The following is a 16,446-nucleotide window of genomic DNA, read 5'->3' as shown; positions in this document are numbered from 1 at the left end:
GCAGCCTCGGCTACCTCAGCCCAGCTGAGTACGAGACCGCACTCGCAGCCTGACCACCACACCAATGGTGTCCGTCAAAGCGGAACAAGCTCAACCTTGGACACTGCGCCTCACTCTGTGTGCCTGGGATGCCCGTGCCGGGTTGCACAAGACAGACCAGTAGGGCGGCAACCGGGTTGTACGGTTTTCCCTCTGCTCTGCATCGTGTCTCCGGCATGCTGACCGCCCACCGTGCAGCACGCGAACACCCCCGGCAAGCACGCACTGGGGCATGGCGCAGCACATACGCCGCGAGTTCCAGCTGCCACGTCGTGTTGCGGCGCTGACGGAGCCCCTGGCTGAGCGGCGTAGCCGCAGGCAGTTGCGGCTGACCTCCGGCTCTACGCCCAGTCCATGCCGAGCTCCCGGAGGGCGTTGATGTCCAGGGGCGGTTTTTCTGGTCAGTAGGTCGTGGTTTGGCCTGGGCTGATCAGTTTGGTTTCTGGTAGTGGTAGCGCTTCAAGCCCTGGGCGCGACGGCTGGGTGGCAGGGGAGATGAGCGCGTGGGCTGCGTGCTGAGCTGCCACTTGGTCAGGTCGAGTGAGCGTTGGTCAGCTGTGGTCAGTTTGCCCGAGTGGTGATCAGTTTCGTTGAGTGTTCCCATGCGCTGGTTGTGGTGTTGATGTTGGCTCTGTACGGGGCGGTGTCCATGCCTCGTGGAGTTCAGTCGCGGAGCGGACCGGGGCTGCGGTCAACGTCGTGATGTACCTCGAGGCCGTTGGAATCACGGCTAGGCTCGCCCCGCAAACTGAGGCAGTTCTCGCTGTGGCAGTACACCAACTGGCAAGGTACGGAGCGCAGATGGATGTGGGATCGGTGCTCGGGAGCATAGGCCGAGCGGCGGCCGGGGCGGGCCGACTGGTGTGGGCAGTGGCAACCGCACCGACCACGGGAACCGAGGATGACGTCCACTCCAAGATCGACAGTCTTGTGGAGAAGATTGAGAACGAGGTGCCGGAGGAGCTGCGGGACCGGGCATGGGGTCTGGTTCTGAACGCGCTGTACTGGGTTCCCCAGGAGATCGATCAGCTGGTGGAGGGACGACAGAAGCCCGATGACGATGAGACCGAGGGTCCGTCGGCCAGGTACTGATGCCGGGAACCGGCGAGCCTGAAGGGCAGGTGTGCCGATCCGATGCTGGTGCGTGCGGAGAGCTGCGTGCGGCGGATGGCTCAGGTGATCGCGGCGGAGGATGCAGACGGCGGTCGTGCGTGCGCAGGGCAGGAAGAAGTCGGCGGAACTGGGGCCGGCGGAGACGAACGGCATGGCAGGACGGCACTCAGTCTGGAACCTGGCCTCTGCCGGGCAGAAGCTCTGGCCGACGGCAACCGAACTACTCCCCGCCCGAAAGCCAGGACTGGAGCTAAGGCAGTGATGGCCGGGTTCGGTCCGCACGGCGTCGCGGTGACGGACCGGACCGCCGCCAGTTCTACCCCGAACCGCCCGGCCCCTGAGGTAGACCTGCCGGACACGACCCCCACGTAACAGCAGTGGTGGAGCGCCCTCGGTAGCCACGTCGCGTCGGTCAGGCCGGGCGGTCTACTTCGCCAGCGCAGCGAGCGCCGGTCTTGGCACGCTGTTCGGCTGGCCAGTACGGGGGCGGGTCACAGGCTGTCGGCCCATGTGGGGACGGGGTGGCTGTGGACGTCGCCGAGTGCGATACGGAGCGGACTGAGGAGGCGGTGAGCGAGGCTGGGAGAGAGGTCTTCGAGGGCGAGGGCCGTGGCGGCGAAGCACACAGTTTTCTGTTCGTCTGAAAAGTTCCGTACGCGCTTGCCATGGATGCGGGCTGCTCGGCCCAGTGCTGCTTCTGTGTGCTTGATCAGCGCGTTCTTCAGCGTGGCTCGGTCGGTGGTCCTGGCGAGGTCCTGGGCCTCGTACCACGCTGGATCTTCGCGATCGGTCGGCCACGCCTTGTTGTAGGAGCGGCGCAGGGTGAGGACTTCGTCCCACGTCAGCTTTTCCAGTCGGGTGAGCAGTGCTGCCGTTGTTCGTCCTTGAGGACCCAGCGCCCACCAGGCCGGTACTCGGAACCAAATTCTTTGGCCCCACGTTCGTCCGGAGCGTTCCTCGTCGTCGTTCGGGACGAGACTGACGATCCACAGCCCGAACGGAATCTCGGTCGCGAAGGGCAAGTAGTTGGCACCTGATGCATGTGGTGCCGCGCGGTGCCATGGCTGCTTGCGGCGCCGCAGCGGCACGTCGGGTGTTTCCTCGATGAGGATGCTGCGGCGGTCCCGCAGGGCGGCGGCGTAGTCGGCGGGGTCGTCGTCGAAGCCACGGCCTGAGGGGCGTGTGACCTTCCAGCCCCAGTCGGCCGGCAGACGGTTCGGATCCACTTTCGCGACTGTCCAGTCCTCCCATCCAAGACCAGGCATCTGCTCTTCCTCCGTGACGATGGTGAGGCCCCAAAAGGAGTACCTCCGGGGCGTGCGCGGGCGCCAAGGGAGTTGCTTGTGCACCGAAGGTGACGCTGGGCGTAAGTGCGTGGAAGAGGTCAGTAGCGGAAGCCGAAGAGTCCGCCAGTGGGGGAGTCGGTCAGGACGGTTTCGAGGGTGTACGGCTCGGCGTTGAAGCCCAGGCGGGTTGCTTTGGCGAGGTCGTCGGTGTTGAGGGTGGCGATGTACTGCATGGTCTCTTCGCGGGTGACGTCTGCGGCGAGTTGCAGGGCGGCTCTGAGTTGCCGGTCGTCGACGCCGTCGTAGAGGTGGCTGTCGTGGATGAGGAAGTCTGGGCCGCGTCCGTGTCGGTGGGCGAGGACAGCAAGGGTGAGGTCGAAGCAGAAGATGACCATGTTGCCGATGCCGCGGCTGTTGTCGCTGTCGATGCGCGGGGTGATCGTCAGGCTCTCGCGTCCGGCCTGGATGGCCAGGAAGGCCTCGCGGGGCCCGTAGAGGGCCTGGGCGAAACGGGAGAACAGCAGGGTGGCTTCGCGGGTCTGCTGTTCGCGTTCGTCGAGATCGGTCTCGACGGCCTGTTGAAGCTGGATGCGTTTGGCGGTGATCTGGCGGGAGCTGGACTCCAGGGTCTGGGCTGCGTCGTAGCGGTGGCGCAGGGCTCCCAGGGCCGCTTGCTCGCGGGCGAGGGCCTGCTGGAGGGACGTCAGCGCTTCCAGAGCGCCGCCTTCGTCGAGCTGGCGCAGCAGTTGTGCCTGTTCCTCACCCAAGCGGGCGCGCTCAGTACGGCGCTCGGCGAGCCGTGCGGTGAGCTCGCTGATCTCTTCCTCCAGGAAGCGGCGCCGGTTGCGCACGATGGAGTGATGGAAGGCCTCGACCTCCTGGAACCTGCGGCGGATCTGGTCACTGAGAACGATGCCGAGCTCACGGTAGGCGGGCTGGAGGTACTGGGTGTCGACGTCGGCTGTCTCGATGACTGCCTGTTGCAGTTCGTCGAGGTTGTACTGCTCGATGACATCGTCCTGGGAAAGCTGTTTGATACGGCGACTGAGCTCGTCGGCCTGGTCCTTGAGGTGCTCGTACTCGGGTACGACCTGGAAAGCGGCGACCTGGCCCTGCAGGCGTTCGACCTGGGCCTCGGCCAGCGCGATCTGGCCACGCAGGTCCGCGGTGGAACCGACGATCTGTCCCCAAACGGGGTCGTTGACAGCCTTGCGGAGCTGTTTGCGAGTGGCATCGCGGGCGGCGAGCTGCCGGTATCCGTCAGCCAGCTGCCAGTCCAGGCCGAGCAGGTAGGCCAGGTTGGTGGTGGCATCGGCGGCGGGCTGGCGGGAGAAGGTGCGTCCGGCTTCGTTGAAGCCGTGGGCCGAGACCCGGCGCGCGAGATAGGAGAGCAAGGTCCGGCCGCTGACGCCGGGGTGGTCGCCACGCAGTCCGAACAGCCTGTGCTCGATCAGATGGTTCCACTGCTCGATGGGGACCTCGGCCTGGCCTTGCGTCTCGAGGGCGAACAGGGAGTCCGGGTCGGGTGCGGTCACGTCGGGTTGGAGGTTGACGAACGCTGGCCGTGCGCCGCTGCGTCGTACCTCCAGCGTCTCGGTCACGTCTGGCCAGTCCAGGTCCAGGCCGAAGGTGATTGATCGCAGCGCCCGCTTGGTGAACGGGTTGCGGGTGCTCCCACTCGCGCCGAGCAGGAAGTGGACGAGCTCGACCATGCTGGACTTGCCGGCGCTGTTACGGCTGTCGGTGGACGTGGAGGCTTCGGTCTTGTCGGCGAGCAGCAGGTTCAGGCCGCCTTGGAAGGCGATCTCCTTGAACCGGGAATCGTCAGCGCTCAAGCGACGCAGCATCTGCATTCCTAACGACAAGGAGGTCGTCGTGCAGTTCGACCGCACCGATCCCGTACAGGACGTCCAGGGACAGGACGAACCAGCCGAACGATACCGGGGAGTAGTGGTGGTGCTCCCGACGCCAGGCCTTCAGCCGCGCCCAGGTCTGGCTCACAGTCCGCGGCTCGTCCAGCTGAAGGAGGACTTGGGCGCCTACCGCGAGCAGGCAGCGGTCCGGTGCGATCCCTTTGGTGGGTGTGATCATGGCTGCGTACTCACCAGCCCTGCCGGGCTCCAGTCGCTGGGAGGTGCCTCGAAGATGTCGCAGCGGAAGAAGAAGTGCGCCAGGACAACCCATGCCGCCCGGTGCACCTGGGGCCGCTGGCGCTCATTACCTAGGACGTACATCTCCAGCTGCCACAGCACGTCGTCGGGGTCCCGATACTCCTGGCGCACCTGTTCGTAGAAAATACGGAATCCGCGTGCGACCTCGTCGTGTTCCAGAGTCCGGATGCCCCCGGCGTAGAAGGCCTCCACCAGAGGGGTGTGCCGGATGCCGCGCAGCAGCGCGTCACCCGACTCGCCCCGGAGTTGGTTGAAGTCGAGCTTCTCTTCGCGCACCTGGGGCAGTTCCATGAGCGGATCGGCCTCGGCCCGCAGTTCCTTGAGATGCTGTAGCAGCGGTGCCAGGTCGTCCATGCCCATTCCATACACGGTGGGTTTGACCGGGATCTCGCAGCCCAGAACGTCTTCGGCGAGGGCTAGGTCGAGGCCCATGCACTCCTGCCATATGTGGCGGGTGCCCATCTGCTCGAAATCCAGGGCCGGGTGGTCAGAGTCTGCGGTAGAGAGCATGGTCGCGACCTGAGGGTGGATCCCTCGCCGGTCGTTATGGACGAAGACGAAGGTGTCGAACTGTCCATCGCGCTGTCTCACGGCGCTGGCCAGGTCCTTGGTGAACTTCGTCTTGACGGCGGAGGCGCCTCCCGTCTGCGGGGCGTAGCAGGCGTAGAGCTTGCGACTGTGGAGGGTGAGCCCGTCCGCACCTTGATCGCCGAGCTTGCCGTGGGTCCGGACATCTAGGAAATTCGGGTGGCGCGTGACCATGACCCGGTGGAAGAAGTCCTCGAACGCAGATTCGTAGAGGTCTGCCATCAGATCGAGGAACTTGAGACGGGCGTACATTCGCTGCTCGAACTTCACCCGTCCCCCTCACCGCAAAGAACGCCATCGTAGCTGTGCGCGATCAAGCGCGGAAGGTTGTGTACACGCACGTATCGGGGCGCATCTCCCATCGCTGTAAAGGGAGATGAGCGATGGATGGTCAGGTCGGCGTCATGCCAATGCTGACCAGGAGGTGTTGTTGGTGGGGGTGGAGGAGGAGCCAGCCGCGTTGCTGGTTTTGGAGCCAGTGGCGGGTTGTGGGGTGGCGGTGGTCGGCTCGTGCCTGCTGGTAGGTGCGTTGCCACAGGATGGGCCAGGGCGGGTTCCACCAGGGGTCGATCATGGCGAGCATCCGCTGGGTGGGGGAGGGGCTGGCCCGTTTCTTCGCGAGTTGGCGTTGGCTGTCGAGCCACTTGCCAAGGGGGAAGCCGTTGCGGACGGTTTTGATCGGCGGACAGAGGTGGCCGTGTTCGATTGCCCAGGTGCGGGCGTGGTGGAGGGCTTCGGCGTGGGGCCGGGGCCGGGGACTGGGCGGCCACTGTCCGGCTGTCTGGGCGGTGATGCCGATGGCGTTCAGCAGGTGCTGCTGGTCGGGGTGGAGCTGGTGGTAGGTCAGGCAGGCGCGGGTGGTCCAGCTGCCCAGGACGGTGCTCGGTGCGGGGATGCGGGCGACGGGGTCGTACGGTTCGCCTGCTTCGATGTGGTTGCGGGCGCGGTAGTAGTTGCGCTGCCACTCGGTTTTCCAGGGCGGGTTCCACCAGAGGTCGATCGCGGTGAGCTCGGTCAGGTGGGGTGAGGGCGGCAGACGGTCGCGGGCGCGTTGTTTGGCCCGGTTGCGCTGGCTGAACAGCCACCACCCCAGCGGATACCCGTCGTGCCGGGTGTCGCGGGGGGCTGCGAGGTGCCCGTGTTCGGCTGCGTAGGCGCGGGCGTGTGCCAGGGCTGTTTCGAAGCCCGGCATCAGGTCGGGGCGGTGCCCGAGGCGGCTGCGGGGCTCGCGGGGACGCTTGGGTTCGGCGGCACGCCGTGTGCGGCGTCGATGGGTGGAAGCGGCAGGATCCGCACCCCTTCCGGCCGGGCTGGGCTTGTCTGTCTGCGGAGCCGGGGCGGCAGCCGGTCTCGGTGGTGTCGTCCGTGCGTGTTCCCGGGCGCTGCGTGCCACATCGGCAGTGATGCCGATGTCGGTGAGGAGTTGCTGCTGTTCGGGGCGAAGCTCGTCGTACGTGGCGCACTGGCGCCACAGCCAGTCGGCGGCACCGGCGTCGTCGAGGGCATTGAAGCCGTTCTCGGCCTGGAGGCGGCGGCCGGCCGCGGCGTCGCGGGAGCGGTAGTAGTGACGCTGCCACCTCAGGTGCCAGGGCGGGCACCACCAGGGGTCGATGGCGGTGAGGGCCTGGGCGCGGCCGGCGGGCAGGGGCCGGTGGCCGGTGCGCTGATAGTTGCGTTGGTTGGCGAGCCACTGTCCCAGGCGGAAACCGTCGTGGACGGTTGCCGAGGTCACGGAGGCCAGGCTGCCGTGTTCGGCGGCGTAGGAGCGGGCGTGCGCGAGGGCCTCTTCGGCGCCGGCCCTCATGTTGCGTCGTCTGGGCCGGGCGGCGTCCGCCGCGGCGGCGTCGATGCCGATCTGGGTGAGGAGGCGTTGTTGTTCGGGGTGGAGGGTGGGGTAGCGGGTGCACTGCAGGTATAGCCATTCGCCCAGGCTGTAGCCGGTGGTGGGGAAGCCGCGGGCCGGCTCGAGCGGGCCGTGGGCTTCGGAGTGATCGCGGGCTTGGTGCCAGGTGCGCTGCCACAGCGTGCTCCAGGGCGCGTTCCACCACCGGTACAGCGCGTGGAGGGCAGCGGCTTGGTGGGCGGGCACGCGGGTGTGGCGGGTGCGCAGGTTGGACAGCCATGCGCCCAGCGGGTAATCGCCTAAGGAGTCTTCCTTGGGGACGGCCAGGTGCCCGAACTGCTGGTGGTAGGCGTGGGCGTGCGCAAGGCTTCTCTCGAAGGCACGTTCGGCTTGGAGGCTGTGGCCGCGAAGCCGTTTGACCGGCCGTGGTTCTGGTTGGCCGCTGTCGGTGCGTGATTCCGGTGGGGGCAGGAGGTCGCTGAGGGGGCGGGGCCGGTGCGATGAATGCACCTTCCACAGCTTCTGCTGCGCCGCGGGTATCGGGTCGGCGCGGGTTAGTACGCAGGAGTGGGCCCAGGTGAACAGCGGTCCGTGGGTGACGGCGGCGAGGCGGTGGACGAGCCACGACCGCTGCAGCTCATGGGCGACCTCGGTCAGAAGAGCGGGTAGCTCACCAAGACGGTAGGGGAGATGGCCGCCCGATTCGGCGACAGCGCGTTGCTGCAGAGGGCGGCTGGCCAGCAGACGGGCGAGGGCGACGGTCTCGGGATAGGTGATCAGGTCGCGTGCCGCCACCTTCCACCAGCCGGGGTCGGCGCCGTCCGGGCGTGTGGCATCGAGGCGCGCCGGCCAGGCGTGTTCCTGGCGGGGCCAGGGCTGCTCCCACCAGGAGTTGGTGACGGCACGAGCGACCTCGAACGCCTGCGCCCCGATGGGGGAGCGGTGCAGCAACCCGGCATGCCCCCGCTGGGCTTCGATCACTTCCGGGCACCGGCCGAGGGGGACGGTCAGCCCGCCGGTGTGGGGCAGGTACCAGGAGCCAGTACCGGTGGCGTGCGCAGACGCGCTGCTCGGGTGCCAGGTACCGGCGGGCGGGCACCTCTCGTCCGGTACGGGCGGCGGTGCATGCGGGGCAGGCCGGCCCCCATGCGGCGACGACCTCCTCACCGCGCATCAGCCGCCCGACCGGGCCCATCCCGTACTTTCCGCTCGGCTCTTCCCGCGTCCATGCGGGCAGCGCCTGCTCAAGCACGTGCTGCGGAACATGGCAGAGTGCGGCGACCCGGTCGCGGGCCTGTGCGTTGAGGTGGATCTCGCTGTCCGGGTACAGCATCCCGGTGAGGTTCTGCAGGCCGCCGACGTCGGTGACGGCGGCGAGCACGTCACGGATCCCGAGGTGGTACCGGGCGGCGATCCTGGTAAGGAACGACAGCGTCAGCTCCCCGTTCAGCGCGGCGATGCGTCCTGCCGCGCCGCCGCCCATGGCGGGCACGATGCTGCCGGATGCCGCCCGTTCGCGCCCCGCTCGTCTGTTCCGGGGCAGGCGTGGGGGTGCGGGCGTGCTGGACCGGTGCGCCATTGCAGATGCCCTACGTGCGCCGTGCGGGCCGGGACGGCCTGGCCTGGGCTTCGGCGGCCGCGTCGAGTTCGACTTCGGCGAGCAGCTGCTTGGTGATCCGCTCGGTGCCTTCCGTGATCGCGATCAGGGCGGCTTCACGGATGAGGTGGGAGAGGCTGCCGATCCGGCCCGCGGTGCGGGCGTGGAGGTAGGCGGAGTGCTTGACCAGGGTTCCGGTCCGGTGTGCGCACAGCCGCAGCAGGTTCTCCATGGCCTGCACGAGGTCGTTCCAGATGGCCCGGTCCTGCTCGGTCGCGTACGCCAGCGGCCGGTGCCTGAAGAGCTTGAACCGGCCGGCGATCTGGGCCCCGCGCACTCCGCTGAGCAGTGAGGAGGTTTCGATGTCGATCGCGGAGTACACGAAGGTGGCCGGGATGCGTTCGCCGAGGTACTTCAGCTGGTCGGAGGTTTCCGCGCCGGCGCGCCGCTGGGTGTCCAGGAGGTGGACGTCGTCGACGAGGACCAGCTGGGTGCCCAGCTCGCTCAGCAGGTCGCACACGGCGCCGGTGATCTGGGTCTGGTTGAGGCGGTCGGTGATGGGCATGTTGAGGAACCGGGCGAACTCGCTGACGAGCATCTTCGGGGTGGCGGCCGGCGGCACGCTGATGAACAGCACAGGCCTGCGCGCGGCCTGTCCTGGGTGTTGGCGGGCGTCGGCCAGCTGGAAGGACCGCCCGAGCGCCATCATCGTGGTGGTCTTCCCCGTGGTGGCCGGGCCGGAGATGATCAGACCGCGGCGGGCGCCGGCCTGCTGGCGGCGGTTGACCAGCAGCAGCCGGCGTACGGCGGTGAAGACATTGTCCATGGCCGGGGTACGCATGACGGCGAGTTCGGAGTGGTAGTCCTCGCGCTCCGTCTGCGACCAGACCGGGTCGGCGGCATCCCGGGCGGGGGCCGGTGCCCGGTGGACGAAGGCGTCCCAGCCCTGCCATACGGTCGGAGGGGCCAGCGGGGCGAATCCGGCGGTGTCGTTCGGGGACAGGCTCACCATCGCAGGGACTCCTCGACGGGGTCGTAGACCGTGACCCGGGGAGGCACAGGCGCAGGCGTATCCGCTTCCTGTGCCAGGCCGGCCGAAGGGCCGCTCAGCAGCGCGCCGTCAGTCGGCCCGATGCCCACGCCACCGTCGCCGGCGCAAGCCTCCTTGTCTTCGCCGTCATCGGCGAAGAGGTCCTCACCATCAGGTTCGAGCACCCCGGCCGGCGGCTGCTGGCCGTACAGGATCCCCCATACTGCGCCGTCCTCGTCCGCGGCGGCACCGGCGCGGGCCCGGGCGGCGACGATCTTCTCCCGGCGGGTGCCGTGTCCGGCGGCGGCGCGTTCCAGCAGTTCGCGCAGGGCGAGGGCCAGGTCGTGTTCGTGGCTCACACGGCTGCCGCGCTGGGCGACGGTGCGCCTGACGTGCTGCCAGGTGAAGTCGGTGAACGGGGCGGTGACCAAGGTGCGGTGGATCCAGGGCACCGCCTCCCAGCGGTATCCCTGCGGCAGGCCAGCATCCGGCAGACGCACCCAGACCTTGCCGGGGGCGTGCGGGTTGTAGTGGATCTCCCACAGCCCGTCCGCCGCGGGCGAGGACTCGCCTCGGTAAGGGTTGAGGACCTTGTGGTCGTAGGTGCGGTAGTCGATGCGGATGCCGTAGTCGTTGATCTTCTGCCGTCTGACGGCATCAGCTCGATGTAGTCCTCGCGCCCCAGCGGTACCGGGACGTACCCGCACACGGCGACCAGCGCCGCCCACATCTCGTTCGGCGACAGGGCGCGGCGGGGCATCATCGGGTGCCGCAGCCCGTCGTGCTCGCGCTCCTGCCACCCGCAGACGATCCACTCCTGCAGCAGGTCGTCCAGCTGTGCGAGCGTCCACACCGCCTCGCCTTCGGTGTCCCGGCCGCGTTCGCCGGTGTGCGAGCCCGTGTAGCCGGCGACGTGCTGGGCGAACAGCGTGTTGATCGAGGAGAACGTGCGCTCCACCTGCCCTTTGGCCGGCCCGTTGCCCGGCGGCGCCGGCTGCAGGGAAATGCCCAGCGATCCGCAGGCGGCGATGAACGAGGACGAGACGAACACCTTGCCCTGATCTACCACGACGGTCTGCGGGGTGATGACCGGCCGCGCCGCGGCCCCTTCCAGACGGGCGTCCACGCTCTGCAGCCGCTCGTACGGGATTACCGAGCGTTCCATGGCCAGCGCCTCGGGCCAGTCGGGCCGCATCGGCGCGGGAACCATCATCTGCGCCAGCAACTGCGCCGCGTCCACACTGCGGGTCCCCTTCGGCCGCAGCACAGCAGCGCAGATACTGCGGGTCGCCACATCCAGCGCGATGGTCAGCTCGGGCCGCTCCACCACCCCGTCGTCCAGCACCACGAAGACATCCAGCACGGTGCTGTCCATCATCACCAGCTCACCCGGCGCCATCACCGTCGTCGGCACGAACGGAGGAGCCGGCCGCGCCGAGCGCCAGCGGCGTTGTCGCGCACTGCCCAGCAGCCCGCGCCCGTCGCCCAGAGCGTGCACCAGCCGGTTGAACGTCGCAGGCGACGGCAGCGCCACCGCCCCCGGGCCGTACCGCTCGGCCAGCAGCCGCTCGGTGTACATCCGAAGCCGCCCCAGCGTTCCGCTGGAGCGTTCCTGCCCGGCCTCCAGCACCTCCCGCAGCGCGGCCACCACCCGCTCGTCCGCACGCCCCAGCGCCGACCGGGGCCGCACGGTCCGCTGATCCACCAGTCCCCACACCCCGCCGTCGCGGTAGCGGGCCCGCATCCGCCGCACCGTCACCGCGCTGGTGGGCATCCCCGCCGCCGAAAGCTCCGCCGCCTTCGCCTCCTCCCGCTGCGCCAGCGTCCGCACCTCCGGGTCGTACTCGGCCCGCGCAGGGCCGACCTCACCGGATCCGCCCGGGTGCCCCGTCTCTACCTCCCGCACGTGCCCCTCCCAGGCCAGCACTCGCTCCCGCACCGTCGCAGGCAACGAATCCAGCAGGCCCAGCGGCGCCACCCGGCGAGCGGCGGGCCCATCCACAACCTCGAAGCCCTCGCCGGCGAACAACAGCGACAGCAGCAGCGCTGCCATCTCACCGTTCTCCGCGGTCAGCCGCACCTGCCCGCCAACAAGGGCAGCCACCGTCCAGGTCCGGCCCTCGAAACGCACCCGCGACCCCACCTCGACCACCGGCCCGACAACCCCCCGGCCTCCTGCCCTCATCACGCCGACCGCGCCCACACCGGCATCCGCTCATGCATCGGAGCGCCCAGATCCGCAGACAGCCGCCCCGCCCACAGCGCATGGAACAGCGCAGGAAGGACCACCATCGGATCCCCGGCGGTCCCGCGCACGCCCTCCCACAGCGGCGTACGCCCGGCGAACGACTCCCGCAACGCCGCCGCCACCTGCTGTCCCCCGTGGTACCGCGGATGCCGGTACCCGGCCAGCCAGGCCACGTTGCGCCGGTACACCGGATCGACCGGCCCCAGCACCCAGTACCGCCAGCCCACCGCAGCACACACTTCGCCGAGCATCGCTGCCAGGGACCGCTGCCGTTGCGAAAGCTCCTCGCCGGCGATGCAGTCCGCCAAGACCCCCTGGCCGTCAGCGAGCCGGAGCATCATCTGCGGGACATGCGTACGCACCTCGTCCCGCTCCCGCTCCCGCCATCGCAGTTCCAGTGGCTGGCTGGCCAGATACGTCACGCGTGGGTCGTGGTCGAGCAGCATCACATGCAGCCGCATCGCCCCGGACCCGTAGTGCACCAGCCGTCCGGTGGTCGCCGACCACCACCATCCCGGCGCCATGCGCTTGCCCTTGCGGACAGGAAAGGGCTTCAGGGGCGGACACTGCTCGAAGGGCACTTCGGCGGCCGCCGCGGACCACGGCGAACACTCCGTCGTGCCCCCCGCAGCCATGAACCGCACGTCCACGGCCCCGACATCGACCCGCCCCGCTCCTGTCGCATCCCACTCCACGCTTCGCACACAGGGCCAAACGCTTATCAGCTCATCCGGTAATGGGCATAACAAGCCAACCGGCCGCGCCAGCCGCAGGCCCCTCCGCCGGCTTTACCCGGGCATCCGCGACCACGCGGGCGCGCGACCGCCGTCAGCCGTGTTCGGGATCTGCGGCCCAGGCGTAGCCGAGCTCGACGAAGGCTGCTCGCTGCTGAGCATCCAGGCGGTCACGTCTGGCCTTGTGGTTACTCAGAAACACACCCAGCCTGACCAGCGAACCGTCCGGCAGCTCTTCAACGTGCGCTCTTGCGACAACAGTTCTTCCTTCCCGCGCAATGTACTGAGCCAGGGCTGCCAGACCGCGCTGGAAGGCTGACGTCTTCCCAGCGCCCTCGGCTGCTGGGACGGGGGCGGGTCGTTCGGCGGGTTCCACGCCCAGCTTGGTCAGTCGTTCCTGCTGCTCGGTCGACAGGTGTGCCCAGGTGCCCGGGTTCTTCTGCCGCTGTAGCCACCGTCCGATGTCGTCGCCCTCGAAGACGACACCTGGTTCGATGGCCGGCAGGTGGCCGTCGGCGTCGACGAGGTCGGCGAGGACGCGGTAGTGCCGCTGCCAGTCCAGCGGCCACGCGCAGTCCCAGTCCTCATCGACCGCCGCCAGCTGCTGCGCGCGCTCCTCAGCCCGGTCCGGGTCCTTGCCAAGGCCGCCCTTGCGTCGGAGGTTGGCGAGGTGCTGCCCGATCGGCACCATCGCTTCGCCCTCGCCCCACACCGCGTCCTGACGGGGCGCGAGGTGTCCCATGGTCCGCCGGTAGGAGCGGAGCATGGCGAGCTTGTTCTCCCATGCTTCCTCGCCCGGCTCCCAGACCATTCCGGCCTCCGGCGCGTCCAGGAGGGTTTTGCGCCGCTCTTCCAGCTCCCCGGCCCGCAGCGCCTTGCGCTGTTGATGTACCCATCTACCCAGCGGAAACGACTTCGTGACCCCCACTTCGACCTCGGCGTCGTAGGGCACGGCGTGCACTCCGGTGATCTCGTTCTCCGCTCGCCAGCGGATCAGGGCCTGGTAGCCCTCCAGCCACACCAGCGATTCCGGCCGGTAGACCCGGGTCCGCAGGAACGCCGCGATGGTCGCCGCGTCGCGTGGGCTGGAGAAGTGGAGGAGGGCATCTTCGGCGGCGGCCTGGGTGTCGTCGTCCTCCTGGTCCTGGCCGTCGCCCGTGCCGCCAGCCCCGACGATCTGCCCCTCATCATCCCGCCGGACGTGGACCTTGCGCTTGCCGCTCGTGAGCGCACGGGAAGCGAGCTGCTCAACAAGTCGCTCATCATGCGAGCGGAGGCCCTGGAGGACGGCTACCAGGGGGCGGAAGCTGGCGCTGGCGACCATGTCGGTGGGGTCCTCGTTCGGCTCCAGGAACACCGGCACGATGATTCTGGCGACCTTGGTGGAGCTGTCCTTGTTGAGCCGCAGCGCCCGGCCGATGTTCTGCACGATTTCCACCTGCGAGCCGCGGGTGTCCGCGAAGCAGATCGAGTCGACGCCCCGCTCGCCGGTGATGTCGACGCCTTCCCCGAGCACGCGAACCGAGGCGCGGTGGACCCGGCGCCCGGCCGCGTCGATGCCGTTGGCGAACTGCCGCAGGACCTCGCGCCGCTCGGCTACGAGGTGGTCCCCGCACAGCCACGCCGACCACACACGGTCCGGCGGTACGTGACGGCCGACCTCCAGCTCGTAGAACTCCGCGTCGATCGACGACGCCGGGAGCTTGTCCGCCTTCGCCAGGTCCTCATCGGAGGCGTCGTTGAGGTACAGCTCCGCGGCCGTCTCGGGGAGCTTGTCAGCGAACGCGCGGGCCTCTTCGACCTTCTGGTGGAACGTCATGACCGTACGGAGGTTGTACGCGGCTGCGTGCTCCAGGAGCGCGGTCTGCAACAGGGCCAGGCGCCGGCCCCGCTGCGCCTCCTCCGATTCCCCGAGAACCGGCGTGGGATCGCGGATCTCCAGCACGTCGATCTCGAATCCGGCAAGGATTTCGCGCTCGATGGCCTCGCTCAGACCGAGCTCCGCGAGCCACGCACCGTAGGTGCCCTCCGGGTCGTCGGCCATGGTCGCGATCTCCGCCTCCTGGCCGTCCGCGCCCTTCTGCGGGCGGGCCGCGGCGAGGATGCGCGGGGTCGCGGTCAGGTAGAGGCGGAAGTCCGCCGGGATCCGGCTGTTGTCGTGGATCGCCGCCCACGGACGGCCAAGATCACCAGCGGTTCCGTGGGCCTCATCCACGATGGCGAGATCGAACGGGTCCATCTGCTGCCCGTAGAGGCGCTCTCCGCCCGCCAGAGCGGCCTCCAGCGGCCCGCGAACCTTCCGCTGGCCCATCGATGCGGTGATGTCCTCGCGGTCCACGAGAGAGGCGTACGTGGCGAGCACGACGACCGGCCCGGTTCCGGCCCAGAGGGCGAGTTGGATCGGGTTCGTAGTGGTGCGCACGCCCAGCTCGTTCAGCACCGCGTCGTTCTCCAGCGAGCACACCGCGACCATCGGGGCCCGGTGCCCCACCAGCCGCCACGCCTGGGCGGTCTGCGCGAGCAGGTCCAGGGTTGGCACGGTGACGAGGATCCGGCCGTCCGCGAACGCCTCCAGCGCGCACGCTGCGGCCGTGATCGTCTTACCCGAGCCGGTCGCTGACACGATCGTGCCCCGGGCACCCTGCGCGGGCACGGATGACCTTGCAAAAAATCCCACCCATTTTCTGAACGCCGACTTCTGGTCGACTTGATGTTCCCTGAGCGAGACTCTCGACATATCGGGTCCCTTTTCTTGTGAGGTCGGTTTCGGCGGTGAGGTCATCTGGGTCTGTCTATGTGTCGAGTCCTCTGAGCCCCCAGGCGTCGAGTCCGGCGTAGATCGTGGCGGTCCGGCATGGGGGTGCGTGCATGACTTCGGCTTCGCCGCGGTAGATGGCGATGAGCGAGTCGGTGCCGCGCCACCAGGTGTCCGCGATCCCGGCCACCTCGGGGACGGCATCGAAGCTGTCGAGGTCAAGGCCGTCCACCTCTTCACCTGTCAACGTGGTGGTGCTGCGCGCGCACCTGCGGGCATGGTCGGCCAGTGCCAGTGCTTCCACCCACCCTTCGATGCTGGCGTGCAGGGGGGCCCAAGTGCTGGCATGGAGCCCGAACTCTCCGCTGGGTCCGACCATGAAGGCGTAGGGGAGGGCAGTGCGCTGCTGGCCGGCGCTGAAGTGCCAGTCCGGGTCAGGCCCTTCAGGTACGTCTCCGCTGAGAGTCCGAGGCCCACCGTCATAGTGGGGAGAAGGAGGAAGCACGAGGCCACCCCAGACCGCCTCGTAGGCGGACACCCGGTCGATCTGTGCCTTGGGGACGCCGTGCTCCATCCACTTGGCTCTGTACTGCTCGATGTCAGTACGGCCAGCCCAATGACCGTGGGCTCGGATGAAGTATTGTGCCCTGCGCGTGATGCCTGCCGGTATTTTCCGATCGATCACTATGACACCACCTCAGCATCCCTCGTGTTTCCACCAAATCTACATGCTGAATCATTCTGATGCACTCACTACGTTGGAAGCCACACGAACGAGCGCCCCCCTCCCCGTAGCTAGCTTGGCCCGCGCCAGCGGGCCGGTGGCCCTGGAGGCGGAGCCGGAGGGGCCGTTGGGCGGGGGAGCGCAGCGGACCGGCCCAACCCGGTATGGAGCGAAGCGGAGGACCGGTCAGGACTTGCGCAGCAAGGCCCGGTCCGGGAGCGCAGCGGACGGGCCGTCACCACCCGGGCGAAGCCCGGGTGGTCGGCACCTCGCGCAGCGAGGTGCTCCGCGGACGCGGAGCGGGAGCGCAACCACCGG

The 16,446-nt window shown here is 68.7% G+C and carries 12 protein-coding genes and 1 pseudogene; 1 reads left to right on the top strand and 12 read right to left on the bottom strand.

The features are described 5' to 3' along the window. The first annotated feature begins 738 nt into the window (after positions 1-738). Complete coding sequence (locus tag AB0M87_RS32460) at positions 739-1,131, top strand: hypothetical protein (RefSeq protein WP_365859386.1); 393 nt, start codon at positions 739-741, stop codon at positions 1,129-1,131. A gap of 512 nt (positions 1,132-1,643) precedes the next feature. On the opposite strand, the gene AB0M87_RS32455 is transcribed toward AB0M87_RS32460, so the two are convergent. The 12 genes and pseudogenes from AB0M87_RS32455 to AB0M87_RS32400 form a co-directional block, all read right to left on the bottom strand. Beyond that, positions 1,644-2,501, bottom strand: a complete 858-nt coding sequence (locus AB0M87_RS32455) for a hypothetical protein (protein WP_365859384.1) — start codon at positions 2,499-2,501, stop codon at positions 1,644-1,646. Between the two features lie 35 nt (positions 2,502-2,536). Then, positions 2,537-4,273 carry an ABC-three component system protein gene (locus tag AB0M87_RS32450; RefSeq protein ID WP_365859382.1) on the bottom strand — a complete coding sequence of 579 codons (1,737 nt, stop codon included), beginning with the start codon at positions 4,271-4,273 and terminating at the stop codon, positions 2,537-2,539. Continuing rightward, on the bottom strand, positions 4,263-4,529 hold the full coding sequence (locus AB0M87_RS32445) for an ABC-three component system middle component 6 (protein WP_362728593.1): 267 nt from the start codon (positions 4,527-4,529) through the stop codon (positions 4,263-4,265). Before AB0M87_RS32445 ends, AB0M87_RS32450 begins: the two co-directional genes overlap by 11 nt. Next, a complete protein-coding gene (locus AB0M87_RS32440; protein ID WP_365859379.1) occupies positions 4,526-5,467 on the bottom strand; it encodes an ABC-three component system protein in 942 nt (313 codons plus the stop codon). The genes AB0M87_RS32445 and AB0M87_RS32440 overlap by 4 nt, the downstream gene beginning before the upstream one ends. A gap of 121 nt (positions 5,468-5,588) precedes the next feature. Further along, entirely contained in the window at positions 5,589-8,021 is a 2,433-nt protein-coding gene (locus tag AB0M87_RS32435) for a helicase associated domain-containing protein (protein WP_365859378.1), read from the bottom strand. Between the two features lie 115 nt (positions 8,022-8,136). Continuing rightward, positions 8,137-8,523: pseudogene (locus tag AB0M87_RS32430) on the bottom strand (helicase); the annotation flags it as partial. Between the two features lie 106 nt (positions 8,524-8,629). Beyond that, positions 8,630-9,649, bottom strand: a complete 1,020-nt coding sequence (locus AB0M87_RS32425; protein ID WP_365859376.1) for an ATP-binding protein — start codon at positions 9,647-9,649, stop codon at positions 8,630-8,632. Further along, entirely contained in the window at positions 9,643-10,026 is a 384-nt protein-coding gene (locus tag AB0M87_RS32420) for a hypothetical protein (RefSeq protein WP_365859374.1), read from the bottom strand. Before AB0M87_RS32420 ends, AB0M87_RS32425 begins: the two co-directional genes overlap by 7 nt. Next, positions 10,023-11,771 carry a hypothetical protein gene (locus AB0M87_RS32415; RefSeq protein WP_365859373.1) on the bottom strand — a complete coding sequence of 583 codons (1,749 nt, stop codon included), beginning with the start codon at positions 11,769-11,771 and terminating at the stop codon, positions 10,023-10,025. The genes AB0M87_RS32420 and AB0M87_RS32415 overlap by 4 nt, the downstream gene beginning before the upstream one ends. Positions 11,772-11,851: 80 nt before the next feature. Next, positions 11,852-12,550, bottom strand: a complete 699-nt coding sequence (locus tag AB0M87_RS32410; protein ID WP_365859371.1) for a TnsA-like heteromeric transposase endonuclease subunit — start codon at positions 12,548-12,550, stop codon at positions 11,852-11,854. Positions 12,551-12,743: 193 nt separating this feature from the next. Then, entirely contained in the window at positions 12,744-15,386 is a 2,643-nt protein-coding gene (locus tag AB0M87_RS32405) for a Helicase associated domain protein (protein ID WP_365859369.1), read from the bottom strand. A 55-nt stretch (positions 15,387-15,441) separates the two neighbouring features. Next, a complete protein-coding gene (locus AB0M87_RS32400) occupies positions 15,442-15,978 on the bottom strand; it encodes a hypothetical protein (RefSeq protein ID WP_365859367.1) in 537 nt (178 codons plus the stop codon). Positions 15,979-16,446 lie beyond the last annotated feature (468 nt).

It is taken from the genome of Streptomyces sp. NPDC051320, from assembly GCF_040682175.1.
Lineage (GTDB): Bacteria > Actinomycetota > Actinomycetes > Streptomycetales > Streptomycetaceae > Streptomyces.
Note: the sequence above shows the minus strand (reverse complement) of the source record. Positions and strands in the feature narration are given on the sequence as shown.